This window comes from Halobaculum marinum, assembly GCF_029338555.1.
Taxonomy (GTDB): Archaea; Halobacteriota; Halobacteria; order Halobacteriales; family Haloferacaceae; genus Halobaculum; species Halobaculum marinum.
Genome location: NZ_CP119989.1, coordinates 742,477 through 764,903, shown reverse-complemented (window position 1 = coordinate 764,903; position 22,427 = coordinate 742,477). Strand labels below are relative to the sequence as shown.

Here is a 22,427-nt window from a genome sequence, read left to right as displayed (position 1 = left end):
ACTGTTGGTCCGGCGGCAGTCAGTCGTCGGTGTCGCCGTCGCTCGCTCCGTCGGGCGCGTCGTCGTCGGACTCGTCCACGTCGTAGCCGTACTGCTCGCGCGCGACCTCGGGCGTCAACTTCCCGAGTCGCAGGTCACGCTCGACGGCCTCGTCTGGTCGGTCGTCGGGGTCGCCGTACCCGCCGCCGCCGGGCGTCCGCACGCTGACGACGGAGCCGGCGGTGAGGTCGCGTGTGTGCTTCGCGGGCAGTTTCTCCAGGTCCTCGCCGTCGTCGTCCACAAGGTACGCCGCGCCGTTGGCCCCCTCGCCGCCGCCGGCGAGGCCGTAGGGGTGCGACTCGTGGCGCTCGGCGAGCAGGCTGAACCGCGCGGTGTGGTCGCGCACGCGGATGTCCCGACGGAGCCCCAGCCCGCCGCGCGACTCTCCCGCGCCACCGGAGTCGGGGCGGAGTTCGTAGCGCTCGATCCGGAGCGGGTACGCCGTCTCCAGCACCTCTGCAGGCGTGTTCAGCGTGTTGCTCATGTGGACGTGGACGCCGTCCATGCCGTCGCCGCTGGCGCGCCCGCCGAAGCCGCCGCCCTGTGTCTCGTAGAACGCGTACGGCGAGCCGTCACGGGGGTCCGTGCCGCCGAGCGTGACGTTGTTCATCGTCCCCTGTCCCGCGGCGGCGACGGCCTCGGGCGCCGCCTGCGCGAGCGCACCGAGCACCGCGTCGGTGACGCGCTGGCTCGTCTCCAGGTTGCCGCCGACGACCGCCGCCGGGAGCGTCGGGTTCACGATGGTACCCTCGGGGGCGACGATGTCGATGGGGCGGTAACAGCCGTGGTTCGGCGGGATGTCCGGGTCGGTGACACAGCGAACCGCGTAGTACGTCGCCGACGCGGTCACCGCGAGCACGGCGTTGATGGGGCCGTCCGTCTGGGCGGCGGTGCCGGTGAAGTCGACGGTCACCGCGTCGCCGTCGACGGTGAGCGTCACGTCGACGACGAGGTCCTCGTTGCCGCGCCCGTCGTCATCGAGCGCGTCGGCGAACTCGTAGGTGCCGTCCGGCAGCTCGGCCAGCTCGGCGCGCATCCGCCGCTCGGAGTAGTCTTTGATCTCCTCCAACGCGGGCGCGAGGTCGTTGCCGTGTTCGGCGGCCAACTCGCGGAAGCGCCGGCGCCCGGTCGCGTTCGCCGCCACCTGCGCGCGGAGGTCGCCGCGGCGTTCTTCGGGTGTCCTGACGTTCGCGAGGATCATAGACAGCACGTCGTCGCGCACCTCGCCTTCGGGGGTGCCGTCGGCGGCGACCGCGCCGGTCCCCGCCTCGAACTTCACCGGCGGGATGCGGAGGCCCTCCTGATAAATCTCGGTCGAGTCGGCCGCCACGGACCCGGCCGTCGACCCCCCGATGTCGGCGTGGTGTGCCCGGTTGGCGGCGAAGGCGATCACCTCGTCGCCGTCGGCGTCGAAGATCGGTGTGACCAAGGTGAGGTCCGGGAGGTGCGCGCCGCCGCGGAACGGGTCGTTGAGCAGCACCGAGTCGCCCGGCGACAGCGTCTCCGGCGGGAACGCCTCGACCGCCGCGGCGACGGAGTACGGCATCGCGCCGAGGTGGACCGGCATCGTCTCCGCCTGCGCGATCATCTCGCCGTCGGCGTCGAACAGCGCCGTCGAGCAGTCCTGGCGCTCCTTGATGTTCGGCGAGTAGCCCGTCCGCACGAGCGTCGCGTTCATCTCCTCGGCGACCGCCTCGCAGCCGTTGCGGATCACTTCGAGGGTGACCGAGTCGACCCCCGAGTCTGGGGCGTCGCTCATTCGCCCGCACCTCTGGTCTCGACGACCAGGTTCGCGTCGCCGTCGACCCGCGCGCGCTGGCCGGGGTGGACGACGACGGTGCTCTCGGTCCCCTCGACGACGGCGGGGCCGTCGAACGCGGCGTCCGTCGGGAGGAGCGCACGGTCGTACACCGGCGTCTCGTGGTCGGCGTCGGCGAAGCCGACTCGGCGCGTCTCCGTAACCGCGTCCGCCGGGTCGCCGCCGCGCTCCTCGACCGCGAGTTCTGGCGGGTCGACGAGGCCGCGTGCGCGGAGGCGCACCGTCACGAGCTCGACCGGTTCACCGGGCGAGGCGTGGCCGTACCGGCGCTCGTGGGCCGCGTGGAATCGCTCCTCCACAGCCGCGAGTTCGTCGTCGTCCAGGTCGCCTTCCACGGGCACCGAGAGGTCGAACGACTGGCCGGCGTACCGCAGGTCGAGCGTGCGCTCGAACGCCATCTCGTCGGCCGTGCGACCGGCGTCGCGCAGTTCCGACCGGCCCTCGGCCTCGAACTCGGCGAACGCCTCGCGGAGCGCAGCGGGGTCGACGTCGGCCCAGCGGCGCACCATCGACGTGGAGTAGTCGTACACCACGTCGCTGATGAGCAGGCCGAGCGCCGACAGCACCCCCGCGGCGCGCGGCACGACGACCTCGGGGATGTCCAGCGCGTCCGCGAGCGCGGTTGCGTGGAGCGGTCCCGCGCCGCCGAAGGCGACGAGGGCGAACTCGCGGGGGTCGTAGCCACGCTCGACGCTGACGACGCGGAGTGCGCGGCGCATGTTCGCGTTCGCCACGTCGAGGAGGCCGCGGGCGGCAGCCTCGGTCGCGTCCGGGTCGCCGGCGACCGCTTCGGCCAGTGGTGCGAAGGCGTCGCGGACGGCGTCGGTGTCGCGGCCGAGCGCGTCCGGGAGGAACGCCGCGGGGTCGATGCGTCCGAGGACGAGGTGGGCGTCGGTGACGGTCGGTTCCGTCCCGCCGCGGTTGTAGCAGACGGGGCCGGGTTGGGCGCCCGCGGAGCGCGGGCCGACGCGGAGGGCGCCGCCCTTGTCGACGTACCCGATGGATCCGCCGCCGGCGCCGACGGTGTGGATGTCGACCGTCGGGACCGAGACGGGGTAGTCGCCGACCTCGGTGTCGGTCGTCACGAGCGGGTCGCCGCCGCGCACGAGGCTCACGTCGCAGGAGGTGCCGCCCATGTCCATCGTGATCAAGTCGTCGACGCCGCGCCTGCCGGCGACGTGGGTGGCGCCGCGGACGCCCGCCGCGGGGCCCGACAAGAGGGTGTTGACCGGGCGTTCGCGCGAGGCGTCGGCGGCCATCAGCCCGCCGTTCGACCCCATCACGCGCAGCGGCGCGTCGACGCCCAACTCGGCGACGCTGTCGGCCAGCGACCCGAGGTACGCGTCCATCACGGGCTTGAGCGCGGCGTTCATCGCCGTCGTCAGGGTGCGTTCGTACTCGCGGATCTCGGGTAGCACCTCCGACGAGAGCGAGACGCTGGCGTCGACGCCCTCCTCGCGGAGGAGTTCGCGGACGCGGCGCTCGTGGTCGGGGTGCTCGAACGAGAAGAGGAACGAGACGGCGAGGCTCTCGACGCCCGACTCTCGGAGGTCGCCGGCGAGGTCGCGGACGGCGGCCTCGTCCAGGTCCCGCAGCACGTCGCCGCGTTCGTCGACGCGCTCTGGCACCTCGAACCGGCGGTCGCGGGGAACCACCGGGTCGGGCTTGGTCGCGTCGAAGTCGTAGATGTCCGGGCGCGTCTGGCGACCGATCTCGACGGCGTCGCGAAAGCCCGCCGTGGTGACGAGCGCGGTGTCGGCCCACTCGCCTTCCAGCACGGCGTTCGTCGCGACGGTCGTCCCGTGGCCGAGGAAACCCACCTCGGTGAGCGGCGCGTCGAGCCCCCGCAAGCCGGTGACGACGCCCTCGTCGGGCGAGGCCGGCGTCGACGGCGTCTTGTCGACGCGGATCGCTCCGTCCCGGACCGTCACGAGGTCCGTGAACGTGCCGCCCACGTCGACGCCGACGCGCGTCCCCGCGTCGTTGGCTGTCATACCTGTGGGTACGAGGGGACGGTTGTATGCGTTCGCTTCGCGGTCGGCGGCGGGGGGAAGCCCTCCGTGGCATCGACGGACTCGCGTGCCGTGGCTGGGAACGACACCTGATAATCGGATTGTGGCCTTTATACCAGAAGATTCCTTGAATCGGGTGAATGTCGTACGTGCCGGATATCCTGCGCGCTACCTACCTGCGGAAGTTCGCTGCGCTGACACTCGCGACGATCGTTGTCGTCGCCGGTGCTGGCGTCGTCCTACAGGGGCAGGTCGCCGCTGAGTTGACCCACGAGAAGCACAACGAACTCGAGACGACCGCCGTGCTGGAGGCGAACGAACTCGAGGGGTGGATCGAAGAGCAGCGACAGGTGACGCGACTGCTGTCCGAAGCAGTCCCCTACCACAGCGAGGCGGGGGAACTCGGACCGTATCTCGACACCGAACTCGAGCGTTTCCCCGAGTCGACTCACGCGCTCCACGTCGTCGACGCCTCCTCGAACCAGATCGAAGCGTCGACGACGGCGAGCGCGGAGGGGCAGGTGTTCGACCACCTCGAACTGACGTTCGACGGCGAGAGCGGGGTCGTGATGTCCGAACCGTACATGGCAGACGGGCACGAACTGCTCGCGTTCGCCAGCGCCGTCCCCGAGAGCGACCGCGCGGTCGTCGTCACGGTCGAGGCCGACGCCTTCGTGGAGAACTTCCACTCCTCGATCGAGGGTGGGGAGACCACGGTCGTCGACGCCGACTCGGGACGGATCGTGCTCGCCTCCGACACCGACTCGGTGCTCACCGACTTCGACGGTGACGAGGGCGCCCTCGCGGCTGGCACCGAGGGCGACTCCGGCGGCTACGACGCTGGTGACACCGTCGCCGGCTACGCGCCCGTCGAGGGAACCGACTGGGTCGTGTTCAGTCAGGCGCCGGCGGCGAACGCGTACGTACTGAAGCAGGCCGTCCAGCGCGACTTCGCGATCCTGGCGGGACTGGCGCTGGCGGGCTTCCTGCTGATCGGCCTGACGCTCGGCCGGTCGACCGCGACCACACTCCGTGAGCTCAGCGACAGCGCCGACGCACTCGCGGCCGGTGAGGTCGACGACAGCCAGGTTGTCGGCGACGACCGGATCGACGAGATCGGACAGATCAGAGACGCGTTCGCTGGGGTCACCGACTACGTCGACCTCGCGGCCTCCCAAGCCGATGCGGTCGCGAATCAAGAGTTCGACGCGCCGGTGCTGGACCGCGACGTTCCGGGGACGTTGGGTGCGTCGATCGCACAGATGCGCGTCGACCTCGACGCGGCCATCACGGAGATGGAGGAGACGACTGCCGAACTGCAGCGGGTCGCCGAATCGCACGGCGACGTGATGGAGACGGCGGCGGACGGCGACCTCACGGCTCGGATGGAGACCGACACCGACAACGACGCGATGCGGACAATCGCCGAGGGGTTCAACGAGATGGTCGCCGACCTCGAGACTGCGATGGCCCGAGTCACCGAGGTCGCTGAGGAAGTCGCGACCGTGAGCGAGGACGCTGCCGCGGGCGTCGAAGAGACCGAGCGGGCGGCGGCGGAGGTCGCGAGTTCGACCGAGGAGATCACCGCGGGTACGACCGAGCAGACAGAACAGATCTCCGGGTTGAACGGGGAGATGGGCGACCTGTCCGCCGCCGTCGAGGAGGTCGCGGCGACCGCCGAGGACGTCGCCCAGCAGTCGACCGAGGCGGTGACGATAGGCGAAGAAGGCGGAGCACTCGCCGACGAGGCGGTCGACGAGATGGAGTCGATCCAGGAGGCGACCAAGGAGACGGCGACGCTCGTGCGCGGGTTGAGCGACGAGGTCGACGAGATCGGAGAGATCGTCACCCTGATCGACGGCATCGCCGAGCAGACGAACACGCTCGCGCTCAACGCCTCGATCGAGGCCGCCCGCGCCGGGGCCGAGGGCGACGGGTTCGCCGTCGTCGCCAACGAGGTGAAGCAACTCGCGACCGAGACGCGCGAGGCGACCGGTCGGATCGACGACCTCGTCGAACAGGTCCAAGCGTCGACCGACGACGTCGCCGAGGACATGTCGTCGATGCGCGAGCGCGTCGACGACGGCACCGAGACGATAGAGTCCGGCCTGGGGGCGCTCGACGACGTCATCGCGGCGGTCGAGCGCGCCAACGACGGCGTCCAGTCCATCTCGGAGGCGACGAGCGATCAAGCCACCACCGCGGAGGAGGTCGTGACGATGGCCGACGAGGTCGCCGCGGTCAGCGAGGAGACGGCCGTCGAGGCGCAGACGGTCTCTGCTGCCGCCGAAGAACAGACGGCGTCGCTCAGTCAGGTGACCAGCGAGGTGGAGCGACTCTCCGACCGCGCCACCGACCTCCGGTCGCTAACTGCCGAGTTCGACGTCGACGTTGCTGGCGGCGCCAGCGCTCGGGGAGACTCTCCCGTCACGAGCGGTGCTGATGCCGACGGTCCGTCCAGTGCCCCCGCGGCCACCGACGGGGGGCGTCCGGCTCAAAACGACTAACGCGGCTTCGGACTCCTCACCGGCTACCGCTCCTCGCTGTGGCGCACGTCGACGGCGATGCCGCGCGTCGACGAGCGCATCTCCGCGCCGTGCATCTCCGCACGGCCCACGGCGAACGCCTTCGGTCCCTCGACGACGACCTCGTCGCCGACGCGGATGTCGTCGTCCGCGTCGACGACGCCCGGTGCGAGCACGCTGCCCTGCGGGACGAACGCGTCGATTTCGACGGTCTTCGTCGGCGCGTCGCTGTCGACCCACTGGTGGGCGCCTGCGAGCGTGAACGCCAGCGCGCCGTAGGTGGGCACCATCGTCGCGAGCAACTCCTCGTCGTCGTCGCGCACCTGGAGCTTCGGGTACCGCGAGCGCGTGTTCAACTCGTCGAACAGGTCGTCGCCGGCGCCGTCGCCGAGCATGTAGTCGGCGAGGGCGCGGACGGTGTTGTGCTCGCGCTCCCGCTTCGTGTACTTCAACTCGCCGTCGAGCGTCGACATGAGGTTCCCGATGGACTCGGTCGTCGTCGGGTGGTCCTCGACGGTGTACTCGAACGGCACGTCGACCTGCTCCTCGACGCGTTCGCAGATGTCGCGGTAGCCGTCCTCCGGGACGTGTGCGATCACGCGTGGGTACTCGTTGCGCTGGAGGTAGCGCTTCAGTACCTCGGCGACGAACTGCTTCTCGTCTTCGGACCACCGGCCCGTCACCACGGTGTCGTAGTGCTGGGCGGGGTAGGTGAGTTCGAGTTCCTGCGGGACGACGCCGATGGGCGAAGTCATCGACGCGAGGTGCGCGCGGAACTGGATCGCGTCGTGGAACTGGCCGTGGCTCTGGCTCTCGGAGTACGGCTTGCGCGCCGAGCAGGGCACGAGGACGAGCGGGTTGCGGAAGCGGTTGACGTAGCGGTCGGTGACGCGCTCGGCGAACCGCTGGATCTCCGGGCGACGGATGGTGTCGCTCGTCGCCGCCGACAACTCGTTGTTGCGGGCGACGGGCGCGCGCTCCTCGACGTAGCCGTACTGCTGGTCCAACTCGCGGAACGCAGCGGTGAGCCACTGCTCGTGGCGGGCCTGCCCCTCGACGTAGTCGCGGAGGCGACCCTCGCGGATACGGCGACGGACGCGGCGCAGTTCGGCCTCCAGCGCGTTGACGTTGTGTTCCTCGCAGGCAGCGTGGTCGAACTCCTCGCGGGGCACCTGACACGCCGGGCACGAACACGGGAGTTCGTCCAGGTCCTCCAGGAAGCGCTCGCCCTCGTCGGTGAGGTACTTGCCCTGGCTCCCCTTCACCCGCGCCCGCTTCGCGTCGACGAGGTCGACGCCGGCGTACACGAGCGTCGCGACGTTCAGCGGCGTGGCGACGCCAGAGAGGTACAGCGCGGTGTCGGCGGGCACCGTCTCGCGCACGTCGACGACGGCCTCAGCGAAGGCGGCCGCGTGGCCGACGACGCCCTGCGCGTCCGAGAGCACGAACGCGTCGACTGGCGCGTCGGCGGCGCCGCCCACGTCGGGCGCGTCGCTCGGGATCACGGCGGCGCTCGGGCCGCCGATGTCGGGGTACTCGGCGGCGAAGGCGTCGACGACCTCCTCGCGCGTGCCGGCGGGGTACGCGCGGTGTGGGAGGATCGTGAGCACCGCGTCGTCGCCGTCGGGCGCGTCGCGCTCCGCGTTCCACAGCGACCCGGCATCGCGCACCACGTCGTCCGCGAGTGCCGGCGTCGTCAGCGGCGAATCGAGGCGCAGTTCCCCGAGTCGGGCGGCGCCGTCCCGCTCGTGGACCTCGAAGTAGTCGGTCATACCGCGGGATGTGCGGTCCGGGCGTTATTCGCTTTCGCTTCCGTCGTCCGCGGCGTCGTCACTCCCGGTACCGCGGTCGCGGTGGCCGCCGGCGGCCAGATTCTCCAGCGTCACCGACTCTGGAACGACCGCCAGCGCGTCGGCGCCCCACCCGTCGTGTGCGAGCGTCACGTCCGCCTCCGGGTTCGCCTCGACCAGCGCCCGGATCCCCTCGGCGGCGGCGCGTTCGGCGGCGGCGTCGGTGCGGTCGGGCACCTCGGCGGTCAGGGGGTACGTCTCCGAGAGCGCGCGGGGGAACGGGCCGAAGGGCGGGACGACGCGCCACACCTCGTCGTAGTCGTGGTCCGAGGGCGTGCCGTACTCCGTGCACAGCAGGCGGTCGGGCACCGACAGTCGCGGGAGACGCTCGTGGTGGCGGCGCACCTCGGGCCGACGAGCGGACTCGTGGGAGACGGAGAAGAACGTCCCCTTGGAGGCGCTGTCGATGCGCTCCAGTTGGTCGGCGTGCTCGAGGAGGGCGCGGTAGCCGTCGGCCATCGCGGGGTGGCCGCGGGCGCGCTTCTCGACGAGTTCGAGCAGGTCGCCGTCGCGGATCGCCTGTTTCACGCGGCGCAACTCCTCGAAGGTGACGTGGAGGTTGTGCTCGGCGAGTAGTGACTCCTGCTCGTCCCCCTGCGCGGCACGCAATTCGTCGGGCGTGTGCGTGTGGCAGATGGGGCACGAGCAGGGGAGGTAGTCCAGATCCTCCAGTTGCTCCGTGCCGGACACCGTGAGGTAGCGCCCGTCGCGCGCCATCAGCGCGTACGCAGCGGAGTCGAACAGGTCACAGCCGAGCGCGACCGCCAGCGCGAACATCATCGGGTGGCCCGCACCGAACAGGTGGACCGGGCAGTCCTCGGCGAGGCCGCGCTTGGCGGCGGCGACGGCGTCGACCATGTCGTCGTAGCGGTAGCTGTTCATCATCGGCACGACCGCGCCGACGGGGAACACGTCCAGATCCGTCGCGGCGGCCTCGCGGCCCGCCTGTTCGCGCAGGTCGGGGTAGGTGCTCCCCTGGACAGGCGCGTTGACGAGCATGTCGCCGGTGTCGACGGCCTCGGCGTCGGCGAGCGCCTGGCGGGTGACCTCCAGGTCGGACTCGGCCTGCTCGCGGCTGACGTCCGGCGGCGTCGGGATATCGACCGGCGTGCCCACGTCGCTCCCGATGTCGCGCTGGAACTCCAGGATCTCCGTCGTCGTGGTGTCGATCTCGCCGTACTCGGCCAACTGGAAGCTCCCCGAGTCGGTCATGATCGCGCCGTCGAAGCCGAGCATCTCGTGGAGCCCCTCTTCGAGCGCCTGCTCGCGCACGTCGTCGGTCGTGCGGATGATGTAGGAGTTGGTGATCAGCATGTCCGCGCCGAACTCCGACCGGAGTCGGCCCGGGTCGATCGTCTCGATGTTGGGGTTGATCACCGGGAGGAGAGCGGGAGTCTCGACGGTGACGCCCGCACGGGGGACGGTCAACTCCCCGATGCGGCCGGCGGCGTCGTGGTCCCGGATCTCGAAGTGCTCGCGCATTGTGGCGAGGTTCCCGGGGACGCGAGTAAGGGTGTCGCTCCGGGCCGGCGAGCCTCACGGCTGGTGGGTGGCGAACGGACGACACGCGAGTCGGCGCCGGGCGGTGTCATCGCACCGACCGAGTCGCGCGGAGCGGGCGTGTCGTCGCGTCGCGGCACGCCCCGCGGCGGACGAGTCCACGGCACGACGGGGTGGCCCCGGCTTCCGCCAAAAGGATTCGCCGCGGACCGCCCGCTCACACGAGCGGGAGGACCGCGAGCAGGTCGGCGACCGCCATGCTCGCGGCCTCACCAGGCGACTGTGCCTCGGGACCGTACACGACGACGACGTACAAGCCGGCGAACAGCACGGCGTCGTAGGCGCCGTGGATGAACGCCGGGACGACGAGGTTGTCCGTGTACTCGTAGGCCGCGCCGAACACGAGCGTCAGCGTCGAGAGGATGCCGATGGTGACGATCCGCCCGGGTGCCGCGCCGGTGAGCGCGACGAAGTGGACCGCGCCGAAGATGACGCTCGCGACGGGGATGGCGACCCACGCGGAGAACGCCTCGCGGAGGCGATCCTGGACGACCCCGCGGAACAGAATCTCCTCGCCCGGGCCGATGAAGATGAACGCCGCCGGGATGAGCAGGAGGAGCACCTCGGGGTTCTCGGCGCCGATCTGAGCGACGGAGTTCTCCGCGGTCGGCGCGCCCGTCTGGGCGACGAGGTAGCTGGCGGCGATCAACAGCGAGAACGACCCGACGAAGCCACCGACGGCGACTGCGGCGTCGCGGAGACCCGGGAACCGGAACAGCGACAGCGGGTTCCGTCCGCGCCGGATCAGGTACACCGAGGCGAAGCCGCCGAAGGAGACCCCCTGAACGAGCACCAACTGCAGGCCGACGAGCACCAACGGAGACGGCTGGTAGCCGGCGAACCCCAGCGAGATGAACACGCCGAACACGACGAACAGCGCCGCTACGATCCCGCCGAGACCGAGCGCCACCGCCTCGACGAGCGCCCGGACGCGCGGATCGAGCGAGCGGTACCAGTCGCGAAGCCGTCGAAGGAGGGAGCGTATCATACCGACCCCCCACGGAGGGGTCCGAACTCGACCATGCGTCGTGTCGGGGCCCCATCCTGAAAGACCTACCCCAGCGACGGCGGGCGGATACGCGCCGTGACCCGCGTGGTCCGGGTCGGCCCCGTCACTCGCGGCGCAACTCGTACATCGCGATCCCCTGCACGGCCCGCCCGTCGCGCACGTCGCCGGCGGCGACCGCCTCGCGGACGGTGTCGTAGTCGGCGGTCACCGGGCGGATGCTCTCGTTGAAGTCGAGGTCTTGGTCGGCCGCCGGCTCACAGCCGTGGGCGAGGAAGTAGTGGTGGACGGAGTTGGCGAAGCCGTTCGCCGGTTCGCTCGTGTGGAGGTGCTCGACCGTCTCGGCCTCGTGGCCGGTCTCCTCGCGGAGTTCCCGACGGGCGGCGGTCGCGAGGTCGGTGTCGTCGTCTTCGACGGTGCCCGCCGGGAGTCCGCGGTTGACTCGACCGACCGCCTGTCGCCACTCCTCGATCAACACTACGTCGCCCTCGGGCGTGAACGGCAACACGACGACCGCGGGCGGTTCGTCGACGTAGTGGAAGTCGGTCTCGGTGCCGTCCGGGAGGCGCACGTCGTCGCGGCGCACGTCGAACCCCGGACACGAGTAGTCGAGGTCGGTGTCGAGCGTCTCCCACGCGAGCGAATCGTCGGCGTCGATGGTGTCCTCGTCGTCGTCCATACCCGCCGCTCGGTCGCCGTCGGGAAAACCCTACGAGAAGCCGCGACCGGTCAGACCCCGAGTCGGTTGCGAAGCGACACCGCCCCGCCGGCGAACACGAGCGCGAGCGAGACGAGCGTCAGCGCCACCTGCGTCTCGCTGAACCAGACGGGCGCCCACGGGGCGACCGCGCGCACACCGACGACCAGCGTCGACAGGACGGGGACGCCCGACTCGCCCGCCGTCTCGGGATTGCTGGCCACGCCGTCGCTCGTCGCCAGCGGGAGGTCGCGTTCGGTCCCCTGGAACTCGCGGGGGACGCGGTCGGCTTCGTACGGGATCCGCTCGGTCGGGTACGTCCAGACGGTGCTGCCGTTCTCGTCGATCTCGACGACCCGCTTGTTCAGCGTGTCAGTGATCAGCGTGTGGCCGTTCTCCAGTCGGTCGGCGTCGCGCGGCCAGTGCAGCGATCGGCCGTCGACCGCCGAGACGACCCACACGATCTCCCAGTCGCCGGAGGCGTTCCGGTGGAGTTCGACGACGCGGTCGTTGTCGGAGTCGGCCACGAGCACCGCGCCGTCGCCGAGCCACTGCGGGTTGTGCTGGTGGTCGAGGATCGCCGGGTCGCCACAGCGCACGTCGCCGTCGCCGTCGGTGTCGCGCAGTTGGCCCCCGCTCGTGCAGGAGGCGTCCGACGAGCCCTCGGCGTCCTCGTTGATGATCTCGACGACTTCGCTGCCGCCGTCGTCCGTGCGCTCGACGATCACCAGTTGGTTCGCGTTGCGCACGGACACGAGGAACCGGTCCTCACCGATCCGGTCGATGTCGTTGATGTGGAGCCAGTCGGTGCGGGTGGGATCCTCCGGAGCGTCGTACAACGTGGAGGCGTTCCACGTCCACGTCACCGCGCCGTCCTCGACGATCAGGATCCGCTCGTGGTCCATGTCGGTCATGGCGAACCCGCCGTCGGGGAGCGGTTCGGCGTCGTGGATCTCGCTGTTCGACTCCGTTCGCACGGGGAAGCCGTACTCCTCGACGACCGTCGGCCCGCCGTCGGCGTCCGGGTCGATGATCCGGAAGCCGGTGTAGGCACACGGCGAGTCGTAGGGGCCGCACTCGGTGTACCCGCCGTCCATGAACCCCGCGAGCACGCGACCGTCGGGGAGCCGTTGGACGTCGAAGTAGCTGTCGGCGGAGGCCTCGCGCCACTCCTCCTCGGAGCCATTCAGGAGGTAGACGCTCCCGTACTGGTGCCACCCCGGACCGCCGCCCTGTGACCCGACGAGCGTCGTCCGCTGGGTGCCGTCGGTGGCGGCGGGCGTCGAGCGGTCCGGCGCCACGAGCGCGCTCCCGGCGACCGTGAGTCCGAACAGGAGGACGCCGACGAGGACCAACTCGACCGCGCGTGTTCTCATCGGGGAAATCGAACCGGGCGCCGAGCAAAAGCCTTCGGTCTCGCCGTATCCGGGGAGGAAGAGGCCGTGGCTGGGGCGCTCACCGGCGCGAGTCACAGCAGGTCAGGCTCGTCACAGCGACTCAGTAGTCACAGCGACTCAGTAGTCACAGCGACTCAGTAGTCACAGCGACTCAGTAGTCACAGCGACTCAGTAGTCACAGCGACTCAGTAGTCACAGCGACTCAGTAGTCACAGCGACTCAGAACAGATCGCGGACGCGTGCGAGCGTGCCGTCGAGGTCGCCGCTGTTGTCGACCACGAGCGGGTCGTCGATCGGTTCGAACTCCTCGCGGAGGATGTCGTACACCTCCACGTCGGCGTCGGAGGCGTCGCCCTCCCGCGAGCGGATCCGGGCTTTCGCGACCGCCTCGTCGCAGGCCACCTTGAGCAGTCGGAACGGCGCGTCGTGTCCGCGCGCGAGCGAGCGAGCACGCTCGCGGCGCCGCGAGCGCCGGAAGGTGCCGTCGAGGACCACCGACTCGCCCGTCGCGAGCGTCTCGTCCGCGCGGTCGAACACCGCCTCATACGTCCGCCGCGACTCGTCGCTGGTGTAGGCCGGCTCCGGGAACAGTTCCTTGCGGACCACGTCGGTCCGGAGGAGCGTCGCGTCCAGGCGCTCGGCCACCGCCTCCGCGACCGTGGTCTTGCCCGCGCCGGGCAGTCCGCAGACAACGACGAGGCGCGCTGTGTCCGACATCGGGGTCGCTTCCGGGTCGCCCGGCGCGGGGCTAATGTCCGTCGGTTCCGGCCCACCATGCAGAATCCATACTGATAATTTGAGGTCAAGAGTTTACTACGTGGTCGGGAAGCAACGAGTATCCCAGTACGGGAGTGGAACTCAGCATGTTCGAATTCATCACGGACGAGGAAGAACGCGGGCAAGTGGGAATCGGGACACTCATCGTGTTCATCGCGATGGTGCTCGTGGCGGCGATCGCCGCGGGCGTCCTGATCAACACCGCCGGCTTCCTCCAGAGCAAGTCGCAGGAGACGGGTCAACAATCGAGTAAGCAGGTCAGTAACCGCCTGCAGGAGGTCGCGACGGTCGGGAACGTCACCGGGACCTCCGGGAACGAGGTCGTCGACGTCGTGAACGTCACCGTCACGCAGGGCGCCGGTGCCGGTGAGATCGACATCCACAATGCCACTGTCACCTGGATCGGTCCGAGCGGGACGAGCCAGTTGGTCGCGAACACGACCAGCGAGTACGATTCGCTCGCCGCTGGGCTGAACAGTGGTGAGTACTCCTACCAGTCGGTCAAGAACGCCGACGGCGCGAACCCCCACGTGCTCAACGACGCTGACGACCGTCTGAACCTCGTGTTCGAGACGGGTCAGATCAACGGGAACCTCAACGAGGGCGACGAGGTTACGATCAAGATCAACACGATGTCCGGCGCGACCACGAGCATCCGCTTCACGGTGCCCGAGTCGCTCGGCCAGAAGGAAGCCGTCGAACTGTAAGCCGGTCCCCCCCTTCTCTCTCGGTTCACTTCGTCGACCAGTGACGACGCTGTGGCGCCGAACGGCAACCACCGAGCACCGTCAGCCGACGCGTCAGTTCCGTCTACCGAAACCGTCCGCCAGAGGACGAGGGCGACTGACGACCGATGCCTGACGACCGCGGCGGTGGGCGTCGGTCGGTTCCGAACGGTCACCATTCGTCGCAAACAGCCACGGCTCGCGAGTGTAGAATGCGGGAAGTGGGCCGGCGCGAATTTGAATCGCGGTTACGGCCACCCGAAGGCCGAAGGATACCAAGCTACCCCACCGGCCCGCAAGTCGAAGAAAGCCGGGCGTTCTGTTAAGGCTTCCGAACCCCGAGCACTCCGACCGGACGACGGGCCCCGGTCGCCCGGTTGACGGCGTGACACGGCAGGTCCGTGAACCGCGCTAGTACCGCGTGTACCCGGCCGTGTCGAGGTAGTTGTTGGCAACGCTGATCGCGTGGTCTGCGTGGATCGCTTCGGGGCCGAGGCGGACCCGCCGGTCGGCGCGGTCGGCGAGGAGGGCGGCCTCGTCGTCGGTGAAGTCCGAGTGGTCCGAGAGGACGAACACTGGGTCCGCGGGCGGGTCGACTTCGGCGACCGGGTCGCCGTCCTCGTGGAGCTGGACGAGCGTCCCGTCGAGCGCGTCGAGCGTGTCCGCGAGGCCCATCCGGTACAACTCGACGCCCGGCGACACCTCGGCGGGCATGTGACCGATCGCGTTCTCTCGGACGTCGAGTGCGTCTCGCACGCGCGCGGCGGTCGTGCGCTCGTCGGGGTGGAGGCCGCGAGCGGTCGCGCCGTCGAAGCGGACCGTGTACGCGTCCCCGAGCACGAGGTGGACCCGACTGTCCTCGCGGATCCCGTGTGAGAGGAGCAGTCCCGCGTTCACACACCGACACAGCAGGTCGAGCCGCCCCGCCCCGCCCGCGAGGTCGTCGAGGCTGAACTCGGGGGTGGTCGGCGCGTCGTGGCCGCAGACGACGAACTGGCGCATAGCCGGTGTCGGCGGTCAGCCACCATCGACGTTCCGATCCGATCACAGTTCAACGACTATGTACGTGAACCACACGCACAGCAACAAGTATTTATGTGGGAAATCACGACAACACTCTATCCCAGTTTGGGTACTACAACCATGACAGAAGACGATGTTACTCGCGTTTTCGACAGGATGAATCGCCGGAAGTTCCTCACCGGAACTGGCGCCGCGGGCGTCGCGGCTGTCTCTGGCTGTGTGGGCGGCGACGGTGGCCAGAGCGACGGTGAGAGCACGGACAGCGGCTCCGACTCCGACAGCGGCTCCGACACCGACTCCGACAGTGGATCGGACAGCGAGAGCATGAGCGGCGGGACGCTCAACCTCGCGCTCGTCAAGAGCCCGCTGGAGTTCGACCCGATCGTGCTCAACGACGTGCCGTCCTCGCAGGTCGCCAGTCAGATCTTCGAGGGGCTGTACGCCTACGACGAAGGTACCGGCATCGTGCCGGAACTCGCGACGGGCGAGCCCGAGGTCAGCGAAGACGGGACGACCTATACGGTCACGATGACGACGGAGGCGACGTTCTCCAACGGCGACCCCGTCACCCCCGAGGACGTGAAGTACAGCTTCGAGGCCCCGGTCGCAGAGGAGACCCAGAACGCCTCGGAGTTCAACATGATCGACTCCGTCGAGACGGAGGGCGACGACACGATCATCTTCAACCTGAAGTACCCGTTCGGGCCGTTCATGAACACGCTCGCGGCGGGTTCGGTCGTCCCGAAGTCCGTCCGCGAGGACGACAAGGAGGCGTTCAACACGGAGATGCCGGTCGGCTCCGGCCCGTTCGCCTTCGACAGCTGGCAGGAGGGTGACTACGTCGACATCGTCCGCAACGAGGACTACTGGGGCGAGCCGATGGCGAACCTCGAGAAGATCCACTTCACGCCGATCACGGAGGCGACGACCCGCGTCACCACGCTCCGCAACGGCGAGAACGACGTGGTCGAGGAGATTCCGCCGAAGCTCTACTCCACGGTGCGCAGCATCGAGGACGCGAGCATCGACGAGGTGCCCGGCATCGGCTACTTCTACCTCGCGTTCAACTGCAACGAGGGGCCGACCGCCGACCCCAAGGTGCGTGAGGCGATCGACTACTGCTTCTCGATGGACACCGCCGTCGAGCAGTACGTCGAGCCGACCGGTGTCCGCCAGTACGCGCCGACGCCCGCCTCGATCACCGAGGACTGGGGCTTCCCGATCGACGAGTGGCAGCAGATCCCCCACGACAAGGACATCGACGCCGCCACGGAGCTGTTCAACGAGGCCGGCGTCTCGATGGACTACAACTGGAAGATCATCGTGCCGCCGGACGACAAGCGCGAACAGATCGGCATCTCGGTGTCGAACGGCCTCAAGGAGGCCGGCTTCAACAACGTCTCCGTCCAGCGGCTGGACTGGGGCGCGTTCCTCGAGGCGTACGTCACGGGTAGCGAGGACGACTACAACATGTACACGCTCGGCTGGTCCGGCACCCCCGACCCCGACGCGTTCACGTACTACCTGTTCGGCCGCACCGAGGACACCCTCGGTGTCACGAACGGGACGTACTACGGCGCCAACAGCCAGAAGGGTAAGGACGCCGCGCAGAAGCTCGTCGACGCGCGTCAGTCCGCCGACCGCGAGGAGCGCAAGCAGCTGTACACCGAGGCGATCACCTCGATCCTCGAGGACCGTGCGCACATCCCTGCGTACAACCTCAAGAACTCCTTCGGCGTGAAGGACTACGTCGAGGACTTCCAGTCGCACCCGGTGGACTCGTTCCACCTGACGACCGGACACAACAACGTTTCGGTCGACAAGTAACGCAGCCCCCGAATCGGGCGTAAACTGACAGGAGCGGCCCCGAACGCCGCTTCCGCGAATTTATATACCGTCGTGCGAAAGCAAGCCATACGACAGTAGAGACTATGGGACGCGCACAGTACACGATCCGACGGATCCTACAGGCGATTCCGGTCCTGCTGGGAGTCGTCACTATCACGTACTTCCTCATGGAGGCGATGCCTGGTGACCCCGTGAGCATCATGCTCGGGCCGTCACCCAGCGCCCAGCAGGCCGCCGCCATCCGTGCGAAGTACGGGCTCGATCAGCCGGTGTGGCTCCGCTACTTGAACTACCTCTGGGACGTCGTACAGCTCGATCTGGGTACGAGTCTGTACTACGAGGTCCCCGTCACCCAGAAGATCATGGAACGGCTGCCGGTGACCGTGCTCCTGCTCGTGTCGAGCTTCGCGTTCGCCATCGTCACGTCGATTCCACTGGGGATCATCTCCGCACAGCGGCGGAACAAGCCGACCGACCACGTCGCACGGATCGTGGCGCTGCTCGGTGTCTCGACGCCGTCGTTCTGGATCGGTCTGGTCCTCATCATCCTGTTCGCGTACCAAGTGAACTGGTTCCCCGCGACGAATCTCGTCCTCCCGTGGGCCTCGCCCGCCGAGGTCGGCGTCGACAGCCAACTCGACGTGATCCTCGAGTCGCTGCACCACCTGGTGTTGCCGACGCTATCGCTCGGTACCCTCCAGATGGCCGCGCTCACGCGGATCGAGCGCTCGTCGATGCTGGAGGTGCTCGGCGAGGAGTACGTGAAGCTCGCACGCGCCTACGGCGTCAAGGAGTCCACGATCCTCCGCAAGCACGCCTTCCGTAACGCACAGCTCCCGCTCATCACGCTGCTGGGCCTCCAGCTCACCAGCGCAATCGGCGGGGCGGTGTTGACCGAGACCGTCTTCTCCATCAACGGGATGGGGACGCTCATCATCACCGCGATCAACAACCAGGACTTCGCGCTGGTGGTCGGCACGACGCTCGTGCTCGGCCTGGTGTTCGTCGTCGGGGTCATCCTCACCGACCTCTCGTACGCGTACATCGACCCGCGCGTCACCTTCGAGGAGGCCGACTGATGGCGACCACTACCGACACCGAGGCCCGAACCGACGGCGAATCGCAGGCGATCGACGCCGACGACGACCAGCCGGCGGCGAACGTCGGATGGCGCTACACCGTCAAGCAGGTCCGTCGCGACCCGACGGCGCTGGCTGGGCTGGCGATCATCGGCGTCGCGACGTTCGTCGCCGCCGTCGCCTTCCTCGATCAGATCGTCCTCCCGCTGTTCGGCATCGAACAGTACGCCATCGCACAGGCGGTGTGGGTGAGCCCGAACGCCGAGGTCGGCTCGCAGTTGCTGCCGCCGGCGATGACGACGAACGTCTTCGGCGAGGGGACGTGGGCGCACCCGCTCGGCACCGACGACCGCGGGCGCGACATCCTCGCACGGCTGTTCTACGGGACGCGCATCGCCATCTCCGTGGGCGTCGTCGCGACGACCATCTCGCTGGTGTTCGGGATGATCGTCGGCTCGGTCGCCGGCTACTACGGTGGCCGCATCGACGACGTGCTGATGCGCGCCGTCGAGACGCTGTACGCCATCCCGTTCCTCGTGCTCGTCATCGTGTTCATGGTCGCGTTCGGTCGCAACCTCACGTTCGCGATGATCGGCGTCGGGATCGCGAACATCCCGACGTTCGCCCGACTCATCCGGTCGCGGGTGCTGTCGGTGCGTGAAGAGGACTACATCGAGGCCGCCCGCGCGGCCGGCGTGCGCGACCGGAACATCATCTTCCGGCACGTCATCCCGAACAGCTTCGCCCCCGTGCTCGTCCAGGCGACCCTGCAGATCGGCGTCGCAATCTTAATCGTCGCCGGGCTGTCGTTCCTCGGGTACGGCGCACAGCCTCCCACGCCGTCGTGGGGGCAGATGCTCTCACAGTCACGTGACTACATGCTGCCGGACCCGTGGTTCAGTATCTGGCCCGGGGTGGCCATCCTCGTGACCGTGGTGGGCTTCAACCTCCTCGGCGACGGTCTGCGCGACGCGCTTGACCCCCGTATCAACAACTGATGTCCGAACCACTACTCAAAGTCGAGAACCTGAAGACCCAGTTCTTCACCGAAGAAGGCACCGTGCGCGCGGTCGACGGCGTGAACTTCGAGGTCGGCGAGGGCGAACTCGTCGGACTGGTCGGCGAGTCAGGCGCCGGGAAGTCCGTCGCCGCGCAGTCGATCATGCGCCTCGTCGAAGAGCCCGGACGGATCGTCGACGGGACCGTCACGTTCGACGGGAAGAAGCTGGTCGACATCCAAGAGACGCCCGACGGACGGATGGAGCCGTCCGACGAGATGCTCACCAACCGGGAGATGCGCGAGCAGGTCCGCGGTCGCGAGATCGCGATCGTGTTCCAGGACCCGATGGAGTCGCTCAACCCCGTATTCAAGGTGGGCGACCAGCTTCGGGAGTTCATCGAGTTGAACCGCGACGTCGGCGCCAAGGAGGCGAAAACGATCGCCGTCGACATGCTCCGCGAGGTCGGTATCCCGGAGCCGGAGATCCGCTACGACGACTACCCCCACGAGTTCTCCGGTGGGATGCGCCAGCGCGTCCTCATCGCGATGGCGCTGGCGTGTGAGCCGCGGCTCATCATCGCCGACGAGCCGACGACCGCGCTCGACGTGACCGTCGAGGGGCAGATCCTCGATCTGGTCAGCGACCTCCAGGAGCGGTACAACACCGCGTTCCTGTGGGTCACCCACGACATGGGCGTGGTCGCGGAGATCTGCGACCGCGTGAACGTGATGTACCTCGGCGAGGTCGTCGAGGAGGCCGAGGTCGACGACATGTTCCACGACACGAAACACCCCTACACCGAGGCGCTGCTGCGGTCGATGCCGCGCCCCGACCGGTCGGTCGAGGCGCTCGACCCGATCAAGGGCGTGATGCCCGAGGCGATCAACCCGCCGTCGGGCTGTCGGTTCCACACGCGCTGCCCGGAGGCCCGGGAGGCGTGCAAGGAGTTCCACCCGCAGTTCCACGACGTGAGTGAGTCCGTCGAGCAGCCACACTCCGTCTCGTGCATCAAGTACGAGGACGTGGGCTACGAGCACAGCGAGCCGCTGGAGACGGAGGCGACCGGCGCCTTCGCCGGCGGCCTCGCGGAGATGCGCGGCGCCGACGCTGCCGAAGCGGCCGACGCCGGAGGTGAGACCGATGAGTGACGGCGACGTCCTCGGCAACGGCGCCGCCGCGGTCGAAGACGAGGACACGATCCTCAGCGTCCAGGGGCTGACGAAGCACTTCAGCCAGTCCGACGGGATGCTGTCGGGGCTGTGGGACGAACCGCCCGTGCGCGCCGTCGAGGACGTGAGCTTCGACGTGAAGCGCGGGGAGACGCTCGGCCTCGTCGGCGAGTCCGGCTGTGGGAAGTCGACGCTCGCGCGAACGATCCTCCGACTCGTCGACCCGACGGACGGGGCGGTGTACTTCAACGGCGACAACCTCGCGGAGCTGTCCGGTTCGGACCTCCGGGAGTGCCGCCGCGACATGCAGATGATCTTCCAGGACCCGCAGTCGAGCCTGGACCCGCGGATGAAGGTCGGCCCCATCGTCGAGGAGCCGATGAAGGCCCACGGGCTGTACGAGGGCGAGCGCGAGGAGCGCGCCCGCGAACTGCTGGAGAAGGTGGGGCTCGACCCGCACCACTACAACCGCTACCCGCACCAGTTCTCCGGCGGCCAGCGCCAGCGCATCAACCTCGCCCGCGCGCTGTCGGTCAACCCCGACTTCATCGTCTGTGACGAGCCGGTGTCGGCGCTCGACGTGTCGATCCAGGCGCAGGTGCTCAACACGATGCAGGAGCTCCAAGACGAGTTCGGGCTCACCTACCTGTTCATCGCACACGACCTGAGCGTCATCCGGCACATCTCCGACCGCGTCGCCGTGATGTACCTCGGGCAGATGGTCGAACTCGCCGAGACCGAGGAGCTGTTCGAGCACCCCAAACACCCGTACACCGAGGCGCTGCTCGACTCCATCCCGGTGCCGGACCCGCGCGCCACGGGCACCCGGAGCGTGCTCGAAGGCGACGTGCCCTCGCCCATCGAACCGCCGTCGGGCTGCCGGTTCCGGACGCGCTGTCCGAAGCTCATCCAGCCCGACGAGTTCTCGATGAGCGACGACGAGTGGGCGGCGGTCCGCGAGTTCGCCCGCGCAGTGAAACGCCGCACGTTCGAGGCGGCCGACGGCCAGAGCGTCCGCGCACAGTTCTTCCCCGACGGGACGCCCTCGGGGAGCGCGGGCTCGACCGTCGAGACAGCCATCGAAGAGATCGCCGACGACGAGTGGGACGCCGCCAGCGAGCGACTCGTCTCCACGTTCGCGGACGCGAGCATCTGTGCGACCGAGAAGCCGTCGTACGCAGTCGAGCCGACGGTCGGCGACGGCGAGCACTTCGCGGCCTGCCACCTCCACCGCGAGGACATCGAGGCGCCCGCGCCCGCCGACGACTGAGGCCGTCGCTCCGGGCGAGATTCGTTTTCGAGGACGACACGTCGTCAGGCGACCAGCCGCGCCGTCGTGGCGACGCGAGGTGTCACTCCACGCGGAACGTCGTCCGTGCCTCCGGCCGCTCGCGAGCGGTCGCGACGAACGCACGGATCTCGTGGTCGCCGCGCTCCAGCGGCGACGAGCGCGTCCCGCGGTCGTCGCGGCGCGTCACGCGCCCGTCCCACGTCCACTCGCGGGTCTTGCGCTCGCGGGCGCGAAACGACAGCGCCCCCGAGCCGCCGGGGTCGCGCCGCGGTTCCTCGCTGGCCTCCAGCGCGCCGTCGACCTCCCACCCCCACAGGCGGCGCGACGGCGTCGACACCGCGATCGGGACGGGGAAGCGGTTTCGCATGACGACCCGCACGGAGACGGGGTCGCCGGGCGCGTACACCTCACGGTCGGTCTCGACGGCTATCGACAGTCCGCGGGCGACCAGCGGCGCCGGCAAGAGGGCGGCGACCGCCGCGCCGAGGTAGTCCCGCGTCTCGTCGAAGCCGAAGCGGTCGCGGTCCTCGTGACTGCGCGGGGACTGTGGCACGGGCGCGAGAAGGGCCGACGGTCGAATGAGCGTGTCGATTGTCGGTGTCGGGCCGG

17 protein-coding genes and 1 tRNA gene are annotated in these 22,427 nt (G+C 69.1%); 7 read left to right on the top strand and 11 right to left on the bottom strand.

The annotated features are described in order from the left end of the window. Window positions 1–19: 19 nt before the first annotated feature. Window positions 20–1,798 (bottom strand): hydantoinase B/oxoprolinase family protein, encoded by a 1,779-nt coding sequence (locus P0R32_RS03965; protein WP_276238650.1) that lies wholly within the window; start codon window positions 1,796–1,798, stop codon window positions 20–22. Further along, window positions 1,795–3,852 (bottom strand): hydantoinase/oxoprolinase family protein, encoded by a 2,058-nt coding sequence (locus tag P0R32_RS03960; RefSeq protein WP_276238649.1) that lies wholly within the window; start codon window positions 3,850–3,852, stop codon window positions 1,795–1,797. Before P0R32_RS03960 ends, P0R32_RS03965 begins: the two co-directional genes overlap by 4 nt. A gap of 158 nt (window positions 3,853–4,010) precedes the next feature. Between P0R32_RS03960 and P0R32_RS03955 the strand changes: the two genes are divergently transcribed. Beyond that, a complete protein-coding gene (locus P0R32_RS03955; RefSeq protein ID WP_276238648.1) occupies window positions 4,011–6,377 on the top strand; it encodes a methyl-accepting chemotaxis protein in 2,367 nt (788 codons plus the stop codon). A gap of 23 nt (window positions 6,378–6,400) precedes the next feature. Here the strand turns inward: P0R32_RS03955 and arcS are convergent, their stop codons facing one another. The 6 genes from arcS to P0R32_RS03925 all read right to left on the bottom strand — a co-directional run bounded on the left by arcS (window position 6,401) and on the right by P0R32_RS03925 (window position 13,622). Next, window positions 6,401–8,167, bottom strand: a complete 1,767-nt coding sequence (arcS, locus tag P0R32_RS03950) for an archaeosine synthase subunit alpha (protein WP_276238646.1) — start codon at window positions 8,165–8,167, stop codon at window positions 6,401–6,403. Between the two features lie 24 nt (window positions 8,168–8,191). Next, window positions 8,192–9,727, bottom strand: a complete 1,536-nt coding sequence (gene tgtA, locus P0R32_RS03945) for a tRNA guanosine(15) transglycosylase TgtA (protein ID WP_276238645.1) — start codon at window positions 9,725–9,727, stop codon at window positions 8,192–8,194. A gap of 235 nt (window positions 9,728–9,962) precedes the next feature. Next, window positions 9,963–10,793 carry a CPBP family intramembrane glutamic endopeptidase gene (locus tag P0R32_RS03940; RefSeq protein WP_276238644.1) on the bottom strand — a complete coding sequence of 277 codons (831 nt, stop codon included), beginning with the start codon at window positions 10,791–10,793 and terminating at the stop codon, window positions 9,963–9,965. 124 nt (window positions 10,794–10,917) lie between these two features. Beyond that, complete coding sequence (locus tag P0R32_RS03935) at window positions 10,918–11,490, bottom strand: NUDIX hydrolase (protein ID WP_276238643.1); 573 nt, start codon at window positions 11,488–11,490, stop codon at window positions 10,918–10,920. 50 nt (window positions 11,491–11,540) lie between these two features. Then, on the bottom strand, window positions 11,541–12,884 hold the full coding sequence (locus P0R32_RS03930) for an aryl-sulfate sulfotransferase (protein WP_276238642.1): 1,344 nt from the start codon (window positions 12,882–12,884) through the stop codon (window positions 11,541–11,543). Window positions 12,885–13,124: 240 nt separating this feature from the next. Beyond that, entirely contained in the window at window positions 13,125–13,622 is a 498-nt protein-coding gene (locus P0R32_RS03925) for a P-loop nucleotide/nucleoside kinase family protein (RefSeq protein WP_276238641.1), read from the bottom strand. A gap of 146 nt (window positions 13,623–13,768) precedes the next feature. Here P0R32_RS03925 and P0R32_RS03920 point away from each other — a divergent pair, with 146 nt between their 5' ends. After that, entirely contained in the window at window positions 13,769–14,389 is a 621-nt protein-coding gene (locus tag P0R32_RS03920) for a flagellin (protein ID WP_276238640.1), read from the top strand. A 240-nt stretch (window positions 14,390–14,629) separates the two neighbouring features. Here the strand turns inward: P0R32_RS03920 and P0R32_RS03915 are convergent. Then, window positions 14,630–14,702 (bottom strand) — tRNA-Pro (locus P0R32_RS03915). Between the two features lie 116 nt (window positions 14,703–14,818). Next, window positions 14,819–15,409 carry a tRNA (pseudouridine(54)-N(1))-methyltransferase TrmY gene (gene trmY / locus P0R32_RS03910; RefSeq protein WP_276238639.1) on the bottom strand — a complete coding sequence of 197 codons (591 nt, stop codon included), beginning with the start codon at window positions 15,407–15,409 and terminating at the stop codon, window positions 14,819–14,821. Between the two features lie 177 nt (window positions 15,410–15,586). Between trmY and P0R32_RS03905 the strand changes: the two genes are divergently transcribed. The 5 genes from P0R32_RS03905 (at window position 15,587) to P0R32_RS03885 (ending at window position 21,797) form a co-directional block, all read left to right on the top strand. Further along, window positions 15,587–17,257 (top strand): ABC transporter substrate-binding protein, encoded by a 1,671-nt coding sequence (locus P0R32_RS03905; protein ID WP_276238638.1) that lies wholly within the window; start codon window positions 15,587–15,589, stop codon window positions 17,255–17,257. A 104-nt stretch (window positions 17,258–17,361) separates the two neighbouring features. After that, window positions 17,362–18,357, top strand: coding sequence for an ABC transporter permease (locus P0R32_RS03900; protein WP_276238637.1), 996 nt, complete (start codon window positions 17,362–17,364; stop codon window positions 18,355–18,357). Continuing rightward, on the top strand, window positions 18,357–19,355 hold the full coding sequence (locus tag P0R32_RS03895) for an ABC transporter permease (RefSeq protein ID WP_276238636.1): 999 nt from the start codon (window positions 18,357–18,359) through the stop codon (window positions 19,353–19,355). The genes P0R32_RS03900 and P0R32_RS03895 overlap by 1 nt, the downstream gene beginning before the upstream one ends. After that, window positions 19,355–20,506 carry an ABC transporter ATP-binding protein gene (locus P0R32_RS03890; RefSeq protein WP_276238635.1) on the top strand — a complete coding sequence of 384 codons (1,152 nt, stop codon included), beginning with the start codon at window positions 19,355–19,357 and terminating at the stop codon, window positions 20,504–20,506. Before P0R32_RS03895 ends, P0R32_RS03890 begins: the two co-directional genes overlap by 1 nt. Then, a complete protein-coding gene (locus P0R32_RS03885) occupies window positions 20,499–21,797 on the top strand; it encodes an ABC transporter ATP-binding protein (RefSeq protein ID WP_276238634.1) in 1,299 nt (432 codons plus the stop codon). Before P0R32_RS03890 ends, P0R32_RS03885 begins: the two co-directional genes overlap by 8 nt. Window positions 21,798–21,879: 82 nt before the next feature. Here the strand turns inward: P0R32_RS03885 and P0R32_RS03880 are convergent, their stop codons facing one another. Next, window positions 21,880–22,371 carry a DUF7974 family protein gene (locus tag P0R32_RS03880; protein ID WP_276238633.1) on the bottom strand — a complete coding sequence of 164 codons (492 nt, stop codon included), beginning with the start codon at window positions 22,369–22,371 and terminating at the stop codon, window positions 21,880–21,882. Window positions 22,372–22,427 lie beyond the last annotated feature (56 nt).